Raw genomic sequence first — 14,619 nt, 5'->3', positions numbered from 1 at the left:
CCTCAGCCCCACCCCTCGCCCTCGCCCGCCGCCGGGACGGCCTCAGCCCGCCCCCTCGCCTTCCCCTGCCCCGGCCGCCCGGCCCAGGCCCCGGATGTGGGCGTCGTACTGCCGGACCTGTTCGGCGAAAAAGCCCATCTCGCCCGCGAAAACCAGGGCCCGGCGCGGGCAAACCGCATAACAGTACAGGCAGCCCAGGCAGGCCGCATGGCCGCCCGTCGCGGCCACGGCCACCGGGTCGAGGCCCATGGGGCAGAAGTCCCGGCACACCCCGCAGCCGTCGCAGGCCGCCGCCTCCAGGCCAAGGCCCTCCAGGCGCAGTTCCTCCCGGCAAAAGACGTCCTGGCGCAGGCCCGTGCGGAAAAGCAGCGCCCCGAACCAGTCCGTGCCGGCCAGGTAGCGGAACAGGGCCATGTTGCGCACGGCCAGGAAGTACTTCTGCCGCCGGGGATGGTGGATGAAGGTGGCCAGGGGGCCGGCCTTGGGCGGGGCGAAGGGCCGGCCGGCCGCCAGGGGCAGCTCGAGCCCGTCCAGGAAGGCATCCATGGCCGGCGTGACCAGCCCCCGGCGCCGGGCCTCGGCCAACGGACGCACGGCCGCGTCGGGAAAGCCGGCCAGTCGGGCGCAGGCCAGGTCGATCAGGTACGGGTTTTGGCCGAAAACCAGGGTGTCGCAGCGCACCGGCGTGCCGCGCGTGGGCCCCAGGCCCTCCATGGCCACCAGGCCGTCCACGATGTGCAGGCCGGGGCGCAGGGCGGCGTTGAGGTTGACGATGTTGGCGGCCAGGTCCTGGTGCGTCTTCTTCTTGTTCTCCTGGCCCACCAGGCAGCCCATGAGGTTTTTGAGGCACACCGACATGCCCGCCTCGAAATGCGTCTTGAGCTTGGGCAGGTTGATGACCAGGGCGGCGTCCAGGGCCGGCGCGGCCACCTGGGCCGCGACCCCGCCGGCGAAGGCCACCGGCCGGCCCGGGGCGGCGTTGAGGTCGAGGACGGGCACGCCGAAGCGGCTGGCCAGGGCGTCCACCCGAAGCCGCCCGATGACGCCGATGCCGTTGCGGTAAAAGCCCGAATTGGTGCCCTCGCCCACGGTCACGTCGCGGTGGCCGGCGTCGCGCAACAAGCCGAGCACGGCCGCCAGCAGCCGCAGGTCGGTGGTGTTGCCGGTCAGGGCGCCCATGTTGGCGTTGAGGTTGGGTTTGACCAGGATCGGCGCGGCCTTGTCCGTCGGGAAGACGTCGGCATAGGCGGGCAGGACATCGTCCAGGGCCCGGCGGACGGCGGCCAGGCTGCCGGCCCGGCGCAGGTGCAGGCGGTAGGCGGTCATGTTCCTCCGGAAAGCGGCGAAGGGCCTGCGGGAGCGGCCGCCGCGCACCCCGCCCCATGACGGGCATAACGGGTTCGGCCATGGAGGGGAAGGGGCGAGGCGCGCCCGGCGCGGATGGCGGCAAGGCGGGAGCGGGGCGGCGAGCGACAGCGGGGGTGAGCGGGTCAGATGACGGCAAGGCGCAAGCGGAACAAATGGCGGCAAGGCGCGAGCAGGTCAGAGGGGGCAAGGTGCGCGCGGGTCAGAGGGCGGCGAGGCACAAGCAGGCCGGAGGGAGGCAGGCCGCGTACGGGTCAGAGGGCCGTTGGACGCGAGGGGAACGGGTGCCCGGGAGGGCGGCTGGGGCGGAGGGTGGCGACGCGTCGCGGGGGCCCGGCGGCATGGGCCCCCGGCGCGGCCATGGGTGTCCCCGGTGCCATGGGGACGCCCACAATTCCTAGGCCGTGGGGCGCAGGCGCCGGGCGGCGGCCTGTGCGCGTTCCAGGGCTTCGCGTTCGCTTAACCCCGCGCCATGCCGGTACATGGTGTAAACAAGGGAGACCGGGTACGGAACGGCGCGTTCCGCTTGGGAAACGGTAGTGTCTTTACGCATCGGAGCCTCGGGTGAACCGGCCAGGCCGGCGTCATTGGTTCATGCCGTTAAAGCAAGGAGCGGGCCAAATCGTGATAATCCATGCTCTGGGCCGTCCTTATACCGGCGAACAACGCGAATCGCTGACAAATGTGTGGCTTTTTGGGGTAGGCCGGCCGTTTGGTGGGACAAAAATGGCAAGCGGCCGACACATGGCCGCAAATGCCCCAAGGCCGGCCGGGCCTTACGGCGCCGGCCGACGGGACAAATCGGAGGGGCAGTCGCTTAGCGGGAGGCGGCGTCCACGATGCGGTCCACCACCGCCTCCTCGGTCAGGTCCGAGGTGTCGATGACCAGGGCGTCGGCAGCCGGGACCAGAGGGGCTTCGGCCCGGCCCGTGTCCTGCGCGTCGCGGCGGCGGATGGCTTCCAGGATGGCTTGGTAATCGGCGGGCTTGCCCAGGGCGGCCAGTTGCCCCACGCGCCGGGCGGCCCGGACTTCGGGCGAGGCGGTCAGGAAGAACTTGCGCCGGGCCTCGGGAAAGACCACCGTGCCCATGTCCCGGCCCTCGGCCAAAAGGTCGTTTTCGCGCCCCATGGCCTGCTGGGCCAGGCGCAGGCGCAGGCGCACCACGGGCAGCACGGCCAGGTTCGAGGCCCGGCCGCCGACTTCCTCGGTGCGGGCCGCGGCCGGCAAGGGGGCGCCGTCCACCAGCAGTACCGTGTCCGCCCCGCTGCCGGACAGGGAAAAGGTCATGGCGCCAAGGGCCGCCTCGATGGCCGCCTCGGGCAGTTCGTGGCCGCCCGGGCCCAGGCGCAGGGCCAGGGCCCGGAACATGGCCCCGGTGTCCAGGTAGGCCAGCCCCAGCAGGCCGGCGGCCCGGCGCGACACGGACGTCTTGCCCGCGCCGGCCGGGCCGTCGATGGTGACGATGCGCCGGCCGCTAGAAGCCATGGTCGCAGATGTCCTTCATGGCGGCCACAAACAGGTCGTTTTCCTCGTCGTTGCCGATGCTCACGCGCAGCAGCCCGGGCAGGCCGTAGCTTTTGAGCCCCCGGACGATGATCCCCCGGCGCAGGAGCGCCTCGAAGAGTTCGGCGGCGGGATGCGGCGGCGTAAACATGAGGAAGTTGGCCTGGGACGGGAAGACCCGGCAGCCCAGGCCGGCGAGTTTGCCGGCCAATAACTCCCGGCCCCGATGCACGGTTTCGAGGCTGGCCGCCACGAAGGCCGTGTCTTCCAGGGCGGCCAGGCCGGCGGCCTCGGCCATGAGGTTGACGCTAAAGGGCAGGCGCACCCGCAGCATGTAGTCGGCCAGCCACTCGGGCATGACGCCAAAGCCCAGGCGCAGCCCGGCCAGGCCGTAGAGCTTGGAGAAGGTGCGCAACACCACCACGTTGTCGCACTCCCCGAAGCGGGCCAGCATGGAATACTCCGCCGCTGGTTCGGCGAATTCCACGTAGGCCTCGTCCACCACCAGCAGGGCGCGCGGCGGCAGCGACCGGGCCAGGGCGACGACCGCCTCGGCCGGAACGGCATGGCCCGAGGGGTTGTCCGGGTTGGTCAGAAAGACCAGGGCGGTGTCGTCGTCGCAGGCCCCGGCCAACGCCGGCAGGTCGAAAGCGAAATCCGGCCCGAGGGCGGGTTGGCGCAAGGTCACCCCGCACAGCCGCGTCTGCTGGACGTAGATGGAAAAGCACGGGGAAAAGGCCACCACGTTGTCCCGTCCCGGCCGGCAGGTCAGGCGCACCAGCAGGTCGATGACCTCGTCGGAGCCGTTGCCGGCCACGACGCAGGCCTGGGGCACGCCGTGAAAGGCGGCCAGGGCGGCGGTCAGGGCGGGGTTGCCGGCCCGGGGATAGCGGAAGACCTGATCGGCCTTGCGCCCCAGCACCCGCTTGACCAGCGGCGAGGCCCCGAGCGGGTTTTCATTGCTGGCGAGCTTGACGATCCGGGACAGGCCGTAGCGCTCCCGGATCTCTTCCATGGACAGCCCGGGGGCGTACGGGGTGAAATCCCGCACGTCCTCCCGGATTCGGTCGATCGGCTGCATGAACGCGCGCTCCGCGAAGCCGGCCCGCGACGGGGCCGCCTCGTGTTGTGTCCCTAAAAAATACGCACGTATTTTTTAAGAAAAAGTAATTGTTCTTGGGCGTTGCCCTCGAAACGGCACCGCCCCCCTCGAGGGCGCGACACTAGGCGGCTTCGCGGGGTTTGACGGTCAACACGGGACAGACGGCGGTCTTGACCACCTTCTCGGCCACGGAGCCGAAAATGATGCGGTCGATGCCGGTGCGGCCATGGGTGCCCATGACGATCATGTCGGCATGGTTTTCCGTGGCGGCCTTGAGGATTTCCTCGGCCGGATAGCCGGTCAGGACCTGGCCCCGGGCGGGCAGGCCCTTGAAATGCTCGTCGATGAAGTCGTGCATGGTCGTGCCGGCCGATTCCACCACGTCGCCGACGAAGGTGTCCAGCGCCGCCTGGGGCACGTTGAACCCCACGTATTCGGCCAGGGACGGGGCCACGTAGACGCAGCAGACGGCGGCGCCGGTGGCCTTGGCCAAGGTCGCGGCATAAGCGGCCACCCGGGCCGACCCCTCGGAGAAGTCCACGGCGCACAGGATGTTTTTCACACTGGGCATCACACCGCTCCTTGTTTTGGATGCGTTGCGGCTTAAGATCTCGCCGCGCCGGCCGAAAAGGCAGCACGGGCCGGTCGGGCCAGAGTGCCAAAGTGGATGGCAATAGACAAGGCGTTTTGCCTGCCCTATGGAGAAGGAAGCTGGCCGGCGACGGCCACGGCCGCCGCTCTGGCCGACCACCGGGCCGGGGCGGGCGACGGGCCGGGGCGGGCAAAAATTTCCTGGCCGTGAAAAAAATTTTTCAAGCGATGCCTGCACGTTACCACTACCACCATTTGGCAGGCTCCTTGCAAGCAAACTGGAAACGTTAACGCGGGGGAAGGCCGATGAAAATCCAAACCGACCAACTGACCGCCCTGCAGCAGGCCGCGGAAAAGACCGCGGGGTCCAAGGACGCGTCGGACGCCTTTGCCGCCATCCTGTCCCAGAAGCTCGGCGACGACAGTTCCTCCCAGGCGTCGGGGCTTGCCGCTCCGCCCCTGGCCGGCTATGCCGCCCTGGACCTCTCCGGCGCCCAGACCGCCGGCGACGTCGAGGCCTCCGGTCAATTCAGCGAAGAAGAGCAGGCGGTTATGAACAGCATGGACACCCTGCTGGCCAAATGGGAGAATTATGCCGACCAGTTGGCCTCCGGCTCCGGAGGGGATTCCCTCAAACAGGCCTACGGCGTACTGGAAAACATTGAAACCGGCGTCAAGCAGCTCAAGGACGACCTGCCAAGCGACGTCAACGCGGGGCTCGGTTCCCTCGTCAACGAACTGGAAGTCATGACCGTAACCGAGAAGATCAAGTTCAACCGGGGCGACTACATGTAGCCGACCCGGACCGCACGCGCCGCGCCGTCCCGCGTCCAGGGAGCCGGGATGGCCGCAGCGCGCAAGGACACATGTTTCGAAACGCCGCCTTGCCCGGGCAAGGCGGCGTTTTTTTGCGCCCCTGGGCTGCCGGCTACAGCCCCCCGTCCCAGCCCGGCAGGAAGAAGTCCAGCCAGTCGTCCACGGTAAAGCAGCGCAGTGTCACCGGGCAGCTCGGACAGACCAGCGAAACCGGGCTCGACAGGCACATCTCCCCGCCGGCCGGGGCCAGCACGGAGAGCCACAGCAAGACGACGCAAATCCGGGTCGCAGCGCGCATGGTTCACCCCCCTTTTCCTTTCCCAGCGAAAACAAACAGGCCGTTCCCTGTGCCGACACGCGGCGGCCGCCCCGAGGGCCACGCCCTCGGACCTTATTCGGCCAAGGGCCGGAAGCCGCACGGGATTTGCTGGCCATAAGCGATCCCTTGTGCTAGGTTATAAGGAAACCTTCGGAGTATTGCCATGGGAAGCGCGCTCAAATCCGCCGTGATTCTGCTGGCCGACGATGACGAGGACGACGTGATCCTCATCCGGGATTCCTTCCAGAAAGCCAAGCTCTCCAACGCCCTGCACGTGGTGGAGGACGGCGTGGAACTCATGGACTACCTCAAGCGGCGCGGCGCCTACGCCGACCCGGCGCAAGCCCCGCGGCCGGATATCATCCTGCTCGACCTCAACATGCCCCGCATGGACGGCCGCGAAGCCCTCAAGGAAATCAAAAACGACCCCGCCCTCAAGGAAATCCCCGTCATCATCCTGACCACCTCCCAGACCCACGCGGACATCCTGCGCAGCTACCAGGACGGGGCCAACTGCTTCATCACCAAGCCCGTCACCTTCCAGAGCATGTGCGAGGTGGTGAGCAAGTTCGGTGAATACTGGTTCCAGATCGTCCGCCTGCCGGATTATTGAGCGCAACCGGCCAGACACAAAGCGGGAACCAGCCCCATGCACGATACCGCGAACAACCTCGAGGCGCTCATCCGCGAGTGCGACGACCTGCGTCGGGAACTGGCCGCCAGCAACCGCCTCGACACCCTGATCGCCGCCTTCCTCGACCTGGTCAAGGCGGACACGGACACCCCCGAACTGTTGCGGCAGGTCGTGAACCTCCTGGCCCGGGGCACGGGATTCATGGCCGTGGGACTGCGGCTGCGGGAAGGCAGCGATTACCCCTACTTCCAGACCAGGGGGCTGTCCGAGGCCTTCATCCGGCTGGAAAACAGCCTGTGCCCCCAGGGCAATCACCAGCGGCCGGCCGGCGACCGGGACGGCGCCGCGCCGCTCGAATGCGCCTGCGGCATGGTCATCGAAGGCCGCATCGACCGCAACGAGCCTTTTTTCACCGAATACGGCAGCTTGTGGACCAACAGCAACACCGAGCTGCTGCGCGCCCGCCCGCAGTTGCGTGAGCACATCCGGGGCAATTGCCTCGCCGCGGGCTACGAATCCTCGGCGCTGATCCCCCTGCGCTGCGAGGCGACGACCCATGGCCTGCTCCAGCTCGAGGACAAGCGGCCGGGACGGTTCACGCCGCAACTCCTGCGCGGGCTGGAGCTTATCGCGCGCCACCTCGCCCTTGCCCTGTCCCAGCGCGAAGCCCTCGAGGCCTTGCGGGCCGACGGCCGGACGCTTTCACTGCGCCTGTCCGAGGGCGCCAAGGCCCTCAACGCCAGCGAGGCCCGGTTCCGCACCCTGGCCAACACCATCCCCCAACTGGCCTGGATGGCCCGGGCCGACGGCCATATCGTCTGGTACAACGACCGTTGGTACGCCTATACCGGGACGACGCCCGAGGAAATGGAAGGCTCGGGCTGGCAGCGGGTGCACGACCCGGCCACGCTTCCGGCCGTGCTCGAGCAGTGGAAGGCCTCCATCGCCACGGGCCAGCCCTTCGACATGGTCTTTCCCCTGCGCGGGGCCGACGGCCGGCTGCGCCCCTTCCTGACCCGGGTCAACCCCCTGCGCGACGCCACGGGACAAGTCCTCCAGTGGTTCGGCACCAATACCGACATCTCCCAGCAAAAGGCCCTGGAAGCGGAACTGCGCCAGCGCGAGGAACAGCTGCGCCTTTACATCACCCACGCCCCGGCGGCCATCGCCATGTTCGATAAGGACATGCGCTACCTGGCTGCCAGCCAACGCTGGGTCGCCGACTTCGGCCTGGCCGGGCAACCCCTGCTCGGCCGCAGCCATTACGAGGTTTTTCCCGAAATTCCCGAGCACTGGAAGGACATCCACCGCCGTTGCCTGGCCGGGGCCGTGGAACGGGCCGAGGAGGACGCCTTCGTGCGCGCGGACGGCGCCAGCCAATGGCTGCGCTGGGAGGTGCGGCCCTGGTACACGCCGGAAGGGGCCATCGGCGGCATCGCCGTCTTCAGCGAGGACATCACCGCCCGCAAGCTGGCCCAGCAGGCGCTGGCGGAACGGGAGCTCCAGTTCCAAAAAGTCTTCCAGGCCAGCCCCGCGCCCATGGCCATCCTGTCCTTCGAGAGCGGCCGCTTCGTCCATGCCAACGACGCCTACCTGGGGCTGCTGGGCTATGCCCCGGACGAACTCCTCGGGAAAACGACCGTCGAGCTCGGCATCTGGGACGACCCGCAGGCCCGCCGGCGCATCCGCAAACGCTTCGCCGCCGGGAAACCGATCGTCGACGCCGAGGTCCGGCTGCGGGCCAAAACCGGCGAGAACATAAACGCCCTGCTGTCCATCGAACCCATTACGATAGCCAACAGCGTCCACATGCTTGCCGTGACCAAGGACATCACCGAACGCAAACTGGCCGAGCAGCGGTTGCGCCAGGCCCGAGACGTGCTGGAGGACAGGGTCCAGGCCCGAACCCAGGAACTCGAAGCCAGGACCATCGAACTGGACAAGTTCTTCTCCGTCAGTTCCCACGACCTCCAGGAGCCCCTGCGCAAAATTCGCGTCTTCGGCGAGCGGCTGCGCCTGGAATACGCCGACGCCCTGGGCGACACGGGCCGGGACTATCTGCGGCGCATGGAAAACGCGGCCACCCGGATGCAGACCCTCATCAACGGGCTGCTCGAGTATTCCAGGGCCAGCCGGAACCTGCCGCGCTTCGCCCCGGCCGACCTCGGGGAAATCGCCGGCCAGGCGGCGCGCGATTTCGAGCCCGGCCTGGCCGCGGCCGGGGGGCATATCGAGATCGGCGCGCTGCCCCAGGCGGAAGTCGACGGCGCCCTGCTGAATCAGGTCTTCCGCAACCTCTTTTCCAACGCCCTCAAGTACCACGGCCAGACACCACCGGTCGTGCGCGTCAGCGGCGCGATCGTTTCCGAGGCAGGGATGCAGTGGGCCAGGTTTTCGGTTACGGATAACGGCATCGGATTCGACCTGCGGTTCAAGAACAAGATCTTCCAGCCCTTTCAGCGCCTGCACGGCAATACGGCCTATGCAGGCACCGGCATCGGCCTGGCCATCGTCCGCAGGATCGTCGAACTGCACCGGGGCACGATCACGGTGGACAGCGCCCCCGGCCAGGGGGCGCGGTTCATCGTCAGCCTGCCCGTTTCACAACCGGGGCGAGGATCGGGAACATGAACATGGGCTCCTTGGGGAAGTGGCGCACCATCCGTTTCCGGCTGGCCTGCCTGGTGGCCGCCTGCGTGGTACCCGTATGGCTCGCCGCCGGCTGGCTTGTCGCCATCGCCTACCAGAACAAGAAGCAGACCGTCGAAACGCAATTGCGGGATACCGCCCAAAGCCTGCGCCTGAGCCTGGATGAGGAAATAGCCCGTATCCAGGCGGCGCTTGCGGCCCTGGCCACCTCGCCGGCCCTGGACGCCAGGGACTTCAAGGCCTTCCACGAACAGGCCCGCCGGCTGCTGGAAAGCTACAAGGACGCGGACATCATCCTGGCCGACGCCACCACCCAACAACTGGTCAACACCTACCTCCCCCCGGGCGCCCCCCTGCCCAAACGCGGTGCCACCAATGCCGTCCGCCGGATCTTCGAAGGCGGCCGGCCCATCGTCAGCGGGCTTTTCAAGGGGGCCATCACCGGGCGCGACTTGATCAGCCTGGACGTGCCGGTCAGCCGCGACGGCAAGGTCGCCTACGACCTGGCCATGGCCCTGCCCACCGACCGTTTCGTGGCCCGGATGGCCGAGTACCCCCTGCCCGCCGGCTGGGTGGGCCTGATCATGGACGCCGACCGGGTGGCCGTCTACCGCACCCTGGACTCGGACCGGTACGTGGGCAAGCGCATCCCGCCCCTGTTCGGCAACCCTGGCCCCGGCGACCACGTCAAGGAGTTCCTGAACCTGGAACAGGTGCCTTCCCTGGCCTGCCTCAGCCGCTCGCCCGTGACCGGCTGGTCGGTGGTCATCCACGTGCCCAAGTCCGTGGTCTGGAAGCAGCTGCGCGAGTGGCTGTTGTGGGTGGTCACCGGGACGACGCTGCTGTCCGCCGGCGGCCTGCTGCTGGCCGCCCTCATCGGCCGGGGCCTCTCCCGGTCCATCCGGGCGCTGGTCGGGCCGGCCCGGGAACTGGCCGCGGGCAAACCCGTGCTGGCCGGCGACTTCGGCCTGGAGGAAACCAACACGGTGGGGGAGGCCCTGGCCGAGGCCTCGCTGCTCCTGTCCGAGCGCACCGCCAACCTGGAGCGCAGCAACCGGGAACTGGAAATCTTCGCGGCCGTGGCCTCCCACGACCTCCAGGAACCCCTGCGCAAGATCAAGGCCTTCGGCGAAAGGCTGCGCGAAAACAACGCCGCCAACCTCGACGCCACGGGCCAGGACTCCCTGCGCCGGATGGAAAGCGCCGTGGACCGGATGGAAACCCTCATCCTGGACCTGCTCGAATACTCCCGCATCACCACCCGGCCCAGCCCCTTCGTGCCGACCGACCTGGCCAGCCTGGCCCGTGAGGCCCTGGCCGACATCGAAACCGCCGTCAGGGAAACCGGCGCCCGCGTCGACCTGGAAGCCCTGCCCACGGCCGCGGTCGACGTGTCGCAGATGCGCCGCGTCTTCCAGAACCTCCTGTCCAACGCCCTCAAATTCCACGGCGAGGCCCCGCCCCGGGTCGTGGTGCGCGGCTGGGTCGAGACCCATAACGGGCGGGACTTCGCCCGGGTGGACATCACGGACAACGGCATCGGCTTCGAGCCCCAATACCTGGACCGGATCTTCCAACCCTTCCAGCGCCTCCACGGCAGGACCAAATACAAGGGCACGGGCATCGGGCTGGCCATCGTCAAAAAAAGCGTGGAACGCCACGGCGGGACGGTCACGGCCACCAGCCAGCCCGGCCACGGCGCGACCTTCAGCCTCGCCATCCCCGTGCAACAGCCAACGCGGGAGGAAGCGCATGGCCCCGCCTGAACCCGTCAAGGTCCTGATCATCGACGACGACGAGGACGACTTCCTCCTGGCCTCCGCCCATTTCGCCAGGATACCCGGCGGCCGGTACGCCTTGCGCTGGGCGCCCGGCTACGACGAATCCCTGGCCGCCCTGGAGGCGGAGCGCTTCGACGTGTGCCTGCTGGATTACCATCTCGGCGGCCATACCGGCCTGGAGCTTTTGGCCGAATTTTCCCGGCGGGGGCTGTCGGTGCCGGCCATCTTCCTGACCGGCCTTGGCGACCGCGCCGTGGACCTCATGGCCATGGAGGCCGGGGCCACGGACTTCCTGTCCAAATCCACGCTCAGCGCCGATACCCTCGAACGCGCCGTGCGCTACGCCATCCGCAACAAACGGGCGGAACAACAACTCGAGGAGCGCGTCCGGGAACGCACGGCCCAGTTGCAAAAGGCCATGGAGGAGGCCAAGGCCGCCAGCCGGGCCAAAAGCGAGTTCCTGGCCAACATGAGCCACGAGATCCGCACCCCGCTCAACGGCATCCTCGGCATGCTCCAACTGCTGCAGTCCACCGGCACCGACGCCGAGCAGGACGAATACATCACCAATGCGCTCAAGTCCTCGCGGCGCCTGACACGCCTGCTCACCGACATCCTCGACCTGTCCCAGGTCGAGGCGGGCAAGCTGTCCATCGTGAATACGACGTTTTCGCTGCGCAGCCAGCAGGAGGCGGTGCTCGACACCTTCGCCCAGCCGGCCCGGGAAAAGGGCCTGGACTTGGCCTTCAGCCTCGACGCGGCCCTGCCGCCCGAGATTATCGGCGACGAAACCCGGTTGCGCCAAATCCTGTTCAACCTGGTCGGCAATGCCGTGAAGTTCACCGCCCACGGCCAGGTGCGCGTCACGGCCGCCCCCCTGCACGTCCGGGACGACGGCAGCCTGCGCCTGCTCCTGGCCGTGGCCGATACCGGCATCGGCATCGCCCCCGAGCGGCTCAAGGATATCTTCGAGCCCTTCAACCAGGTCGAAAACGCCTACACCCGCCGTTTCCAGGGGGCGGGCCTCGGTTTGGCCATCGTGCGCCGCCTCGTGCTGCTCCTCGGGGGCGAACTGGACATCGACAGCAGCGAAGGCCAGGGCACGACCGTCTATGTGAACCTGCCCATGCGCCGCCCCCGGGCCGCCATGACGGCGTCGCGGCAAAGCCAGGCGGGCGACGAGGGCTTTGCCCGGAAAATACGGGTGCTCATCGCCGAGGACGACGACGAGAACCTGCACTTCGGCTTGAAGGTCCTGGATAAGATGGGCTGTCTGGCGAAACCGGCCAAGAACGGCCAGGAGGTCTTGCGGCTGCTCGCCGCGGAGGATTTCGACCTCATCCTCATGGATGTCCAGATGCCGGTCATGGACGGTGTGGCCGCAACCGAGGCCATTCGCGCCGGCGCCACGGGGGAGGCCAAGCGCACGATCCCCATCGTCGCCATGACCGCCTTTGCCATGCCAAGCGACAAAGGCGTCTTCCTCAAGGCCGGGATGGATGCCTACCTGGCCAAACCGGTGGATATAAACGCCCTCAAGGAGGTCATCGTGCGCGTGCTTTCCCGAGGGCACGGCGGCTAGGCGGCGGTTTCCGGCGCGTTACCCCCTATCGCCGGGCACGGGATGCTGGTACACGTGCCGCAAAGGGCCGGCTCCCGACAAACCCCACACCCGCGCCACACGAGGCCTGACATGCAGGACTACCACAAGCTGATGCAGTGTTTCTGGGAGATCAATGCCCAGGATGTCTCGGACATATGGAAGACCATCGCGGAGAACAGGTCCCGCGACAAGCCCAAATGCGACGTGGGCGCCTGGCACTCCGAGGACGGCAAACGCTTCTTCCTGGAAATAGCCATCCTCAATACCGGCGGCCGGCTGCTGCGGGTGGAGATCGGCGAGGACGGCAAGTTCCGCGCCTCCCTCATCCTCCCGGACATGGATTAGTCCCGCGGGCGGGTGGCGCACACATGAACGCCCTCTCCTGCCTGGGGTTCGTTTCCCTGTGCCTGGGCCTCCTGCTTGGGCCGGCCCGGGCCGCCGGCCAGGAGCCGGACTGGCTCCTCTACGCGCCCGCCCTCCACGGCCCCGGGCTTCCGGGCGCCGGCAATCCGGCCGGAACCTGCCCGGTCCCGGTCGAGGCGCAGCTCGAGGACGTCGCCGCGCCGGACCGGGTCATCGGAACCGGCAGCCCGGAAAGCTGCACCAGCCAGGCCGTCATCGAGGCCGTGGCCAAGGGCGGTGTCATCGTGTTTGCCTGCGGCCCGGCCCCGGTGACCATCGTGCTCGATGCAACCGCCAAGGTCTTCAACGACACCGGCCCGCGCATCGTGCTGGACGGCGGCGGCAAGGTGACGCTCAGCGGCGGCGGGGCGCGGCGCATCCTCTACATGAACACCTGCGACCCGGCCCAGGTCTGGACCACGCCCCACTGCGACAACCAGGACCATCCGCGCCTGACGGTGCAGAACCTGACCTTCGTCGACGGCAACGCGGCCGGCGAGGCCGAAGGCGGCGGGGCCATCTTCGCCCGGGGGGGGCGGCTGAAAATCGTCAACTGCCGTTTTTTCCGCAACACCTGCGCCGCGACCGGCCAGGATGTGGGGGGCGGGGCCGTGCGGGCCTTCGACCAGTACCAGGGCCTGCCGCTGTACGTGGTGCGCAGCACCTTCGGCGGCCGGGCCGACCTCGGCAACAGCGGGTCCAACGGCGGGGGCGTAAGCAGCATCGGGGTTTCCTGGACGGTGCTCAACAGCCTTTTGAGCCACAACCGGGCCCTGGGCTACGGGGCCAACCCGGCCCGGCCCGGCACGCCGGGCGGCGGTTCGGGCGGCGCCGTCTACAACGACGGCAACACCTTCCAGTTGCGGCTGTGCGGCAGCCGCCTCGAGAAAAACACCGCCCGGGAAGGCGGCGGCGCCCTCTTTTTCGTCAGCAACGACCGGACCGGCAGCCTGCGCATCGAGGCGTCGCAACTGCGCGCCAACCCCAGCCAGGGCTTCGAGACCGCCGGCTATCCCGGCATCTTCTACCTGGGCGACGGCCCGCCCGTCGTCATCGGCTCCGTCATCGAATAGCCCGGGCGGCGCCCGGCGGCTCGGGCCACGCCCCCGCCTGCCCGTCGCGGCCACCCCACGCCGGGACAACCCCCGCCTGCCCGTCGCCGGCCACCCCACGCCGGGACAACCCCCGCCTGCCCGTCGCCGGCCACCCCACGCCGGGACAACCCCCGCCTACCCGTCGCCGGCCACCCGACGTCAGGTCAGCCGCCGCGTTGAGGGCCACCCCAGCGACACCCTGGCTTCGGCCTGACACCCCGGCGACGGCCTGCCACCCTGCGGCAGCCTGCCCCCGCTACGACCCGGCTTCGGCCTGCCTACCCGTCGCCCGCGCGCAAGGAGCCGGACGTCTTTTGGCGGCCGTTCGCAGCCGTAGCCGCTGCCTACCCGTCGCCCGCGCGCAAGGAGCCGGGCCAGTCCCACCTCGCCAGCGGCCGGGCCGGGCGCGCCACGCCCGGGCAGCCCGGAGCTCCCCTGGCTGCCGTGCGTCCCTCAACCCACAGGGGAGCCCCCCCGGCCTGGACGGTACAATCCGTCCATCCTCGATCTCCCCTCTTTTCAGCTTGTTATGTCATTTTAGATCGAATCCTTTCAACACAAATGCCCCTCGAAGGTGTTTCCTTTTGACCTCTCCGCAACCCTCTGCAATATTTGAATTAGCATAAAAGACTCCTCCTCGTGGCGGCCGAAGAGCCACGCCCTGGAGCAATGACGATCTTTTTTATTGGGGCCAAGCGTGACCACAATCCATGCCAACGGTCCGTTTTAATTGATGCTTTTTTTAACGGAACACCGTTT

13 protein-coding genes are annotated in these 14,619 nt (G+C 68.3%); 7 read left to right on the top strand and 6 right to left on the bottom strand.

The features are described from left to right. Nucleotides 1-42 precede the first annotated feature (42 nt). The 5 genes from ACP59X_RS04525 to ACP59X_RS04505 form a co-directional block, all read right to left on the bottom strand. Complete coding sequence (locus ACP59X_RS04525; RefSeq protein ID WP_428565509.1) at nt 43-1,326, bottom strand: DUF362 domain-containing protein; 1,284 nt, start codon at nt 1,324-1,326, stop codon at nt 43-45. 436 nt (nt 1,327-1,762) lie between these two features. Continuing rightward, on the bottom strand, nt 1,763-1,918 hold the full coding sequence (locus tag ACP59X_RS04520) for a hypothetical protein (RefSeq protein ID WP_428565507.1): 156 nt from the start codon (nt 1,916-1,918) through the stop codon (nt 1,763-1,765). A gap of 264 nt (nt 1,919-2,182) precedes the next feature. After that, nucleotides 2,183-2,851 carry a (d)CMP kinase gene (gene cmk, locus ACP59X_RS04515; protein WP_428565505.1) on the bottom strand — a complete coding sequence of 223 codons (669 nt, stop codon included), beginning with the start codon at nt 2,849-2,851 and terminating at the stop codon, nt 2,183-2,185. Beyond that, nucleotides 2,841-3,950 (bottom strand): histidinol-phosphate transaminase, encoded by a 1,110-nt coding sequence (gene hisC, locus ACP59X_RS04510; RefSeq protein WP_428565503.1) that lies wholly within the window; start codon nt 3,948-3,950, stop codon nt 2,841-2,843. Before hisC ends, cmk begins: the two co-directional genes overlap by 11 nt. A gap of 142 nt (nt 3,951-4,092) precedes the next feature. Next, nucleotides 4,093-4,542, bottom strand: coding sequence for a universal stress protein (locus ACP59X_RS04505; protein WP_428565500.1), 450 nt, complete (start codon nt 4,540-4,542; stop codon nt 4,093-4,095). Between the two features lie 326 nt (nt 4,543-4,868). On the opposite strand from ACP59X_RS04505, the gene ACP59X_RS04500 reads away from it, so the two are divergent. Beyond that, entirely contained in the window at nt 4,869-5,357 is a 489-nt protein-coding gene (locus tag ACP59X_RS04500) for a hypothetical protein (protein WP_428565498.1), read from the top strand. A 133-nt stretch (nt 5,358-5,490) separates the two neighbouring features. On the opposite strand, the gene ACP59X_RS04495 is transcribed toward ACP59X_RS04500, so the two are convergent. Beyond that, complete coding sequence (locus ACP59X_RS04495; RefSeq protein WP_428565496.1) at nt 5,491-5,676, bottom strand: hypothetical protein; 186 nt, start codon at nt 5,674-5,676, stop codon at nt 5,491-5,493. Nucleotides 5,677-5,860: 184 nt separating this feature from the next. On the opposite strand from ACP59X_RS04495, the gene ACP59X_RS04490 reads away from it, so the two are divergent. From ACP59X_RS04490 to ACP59X_RS04465, 6 genes are all read left to right on the top strand, one after another. Continuing rightward, nucleotides 5,861-6,310 carry a response regulator gene (locus ACP59X_RS04490; RefSeq protein ID WP_428565494.1) on the top strand — a complete coding sequence of 150 codons (450 nt, stop codon included), beginning with the start codon at nt 5,861-5,863 and terminating at the stop codon, nt 6,308-6,310. A gap of 36 nt (nt 6,311-6,346) precedes the next feature. After that, nucleotides 6,347-8,962: a PAS domain S-box protein gene (locus ACP59X_RS04485; RefSeq protein WP_428565492.1), complete on the top strand. Its 2,616-nt coding sequence runs from the start codon at nt 6,347-6,349 to the stop codon at nt 8,960-8,962. After that, entirely contained in the window at nt 8,959-10,746 is a 1,788-nt protein-coding gene (locus ACP59X_RS04480) for a sensor histidine kinase (protein WP_428565490.1), read from the top strand. Before ACP59X_RS04485 ends, ACP59X_RS04480 begins: the two co-directional genes overlap by 4 nt. Next, the gene (locus tag ACP59X_RS04475; protein ID WP_428565488.1) at nt 10,733-12,343 is read left to right on the top strand and encodes a response regulator; all 1,611 of its coding nucleotides are present in this window, start codon (nt 10,733-10,735) and stop codon (nt 12,341-12,343) included. The genes ACP59X_RS04480 and ACP59X_RS04475 overlap by 14 nt, the downstream gene beginning before the upstream one ends. A 111-nt stretch (nt 12,344-12,454) precedes the next feature. Continuing rightward, nucleotides 12,455-12,709, top strand: coding sequence for a hypothetical protein (locus ACP59X_RS04470; protein ID WP_428565486.1), 255 nt, complete (start codon nt 12,455-12,457; stop codon nt 12,707-12,709). Nucleotides 12,710-12,732: 23 nt separating this feature from the next. Beyond that, entirely contained in the window at nt 12,733-13,839 is a 1,107-nt protein-coding gene (locus ACP59X_RS04465) for a hypothetical protein (protein ID WP_428565484.1), read from the top strand. The last annotated feature ends 780 nt before the right edge of the window (nt 13,840-14,619 follow it).

The sequence above is a fragment of the Solidesulfovibrio sp. DCME genome (assembly GCF_049995385.1).
Classification (GTDB): domain Bacteria; phylum Desulfobacterota; class Desulfovibrionia; order Desulfovibrionales; family Desulfovibrionaceae; genus Solidesulfovibrio.
Note: the sequence above shows the minus strand (reverse complement) of the source record. Positions and strands in the feature narration are given on the sequence as shown.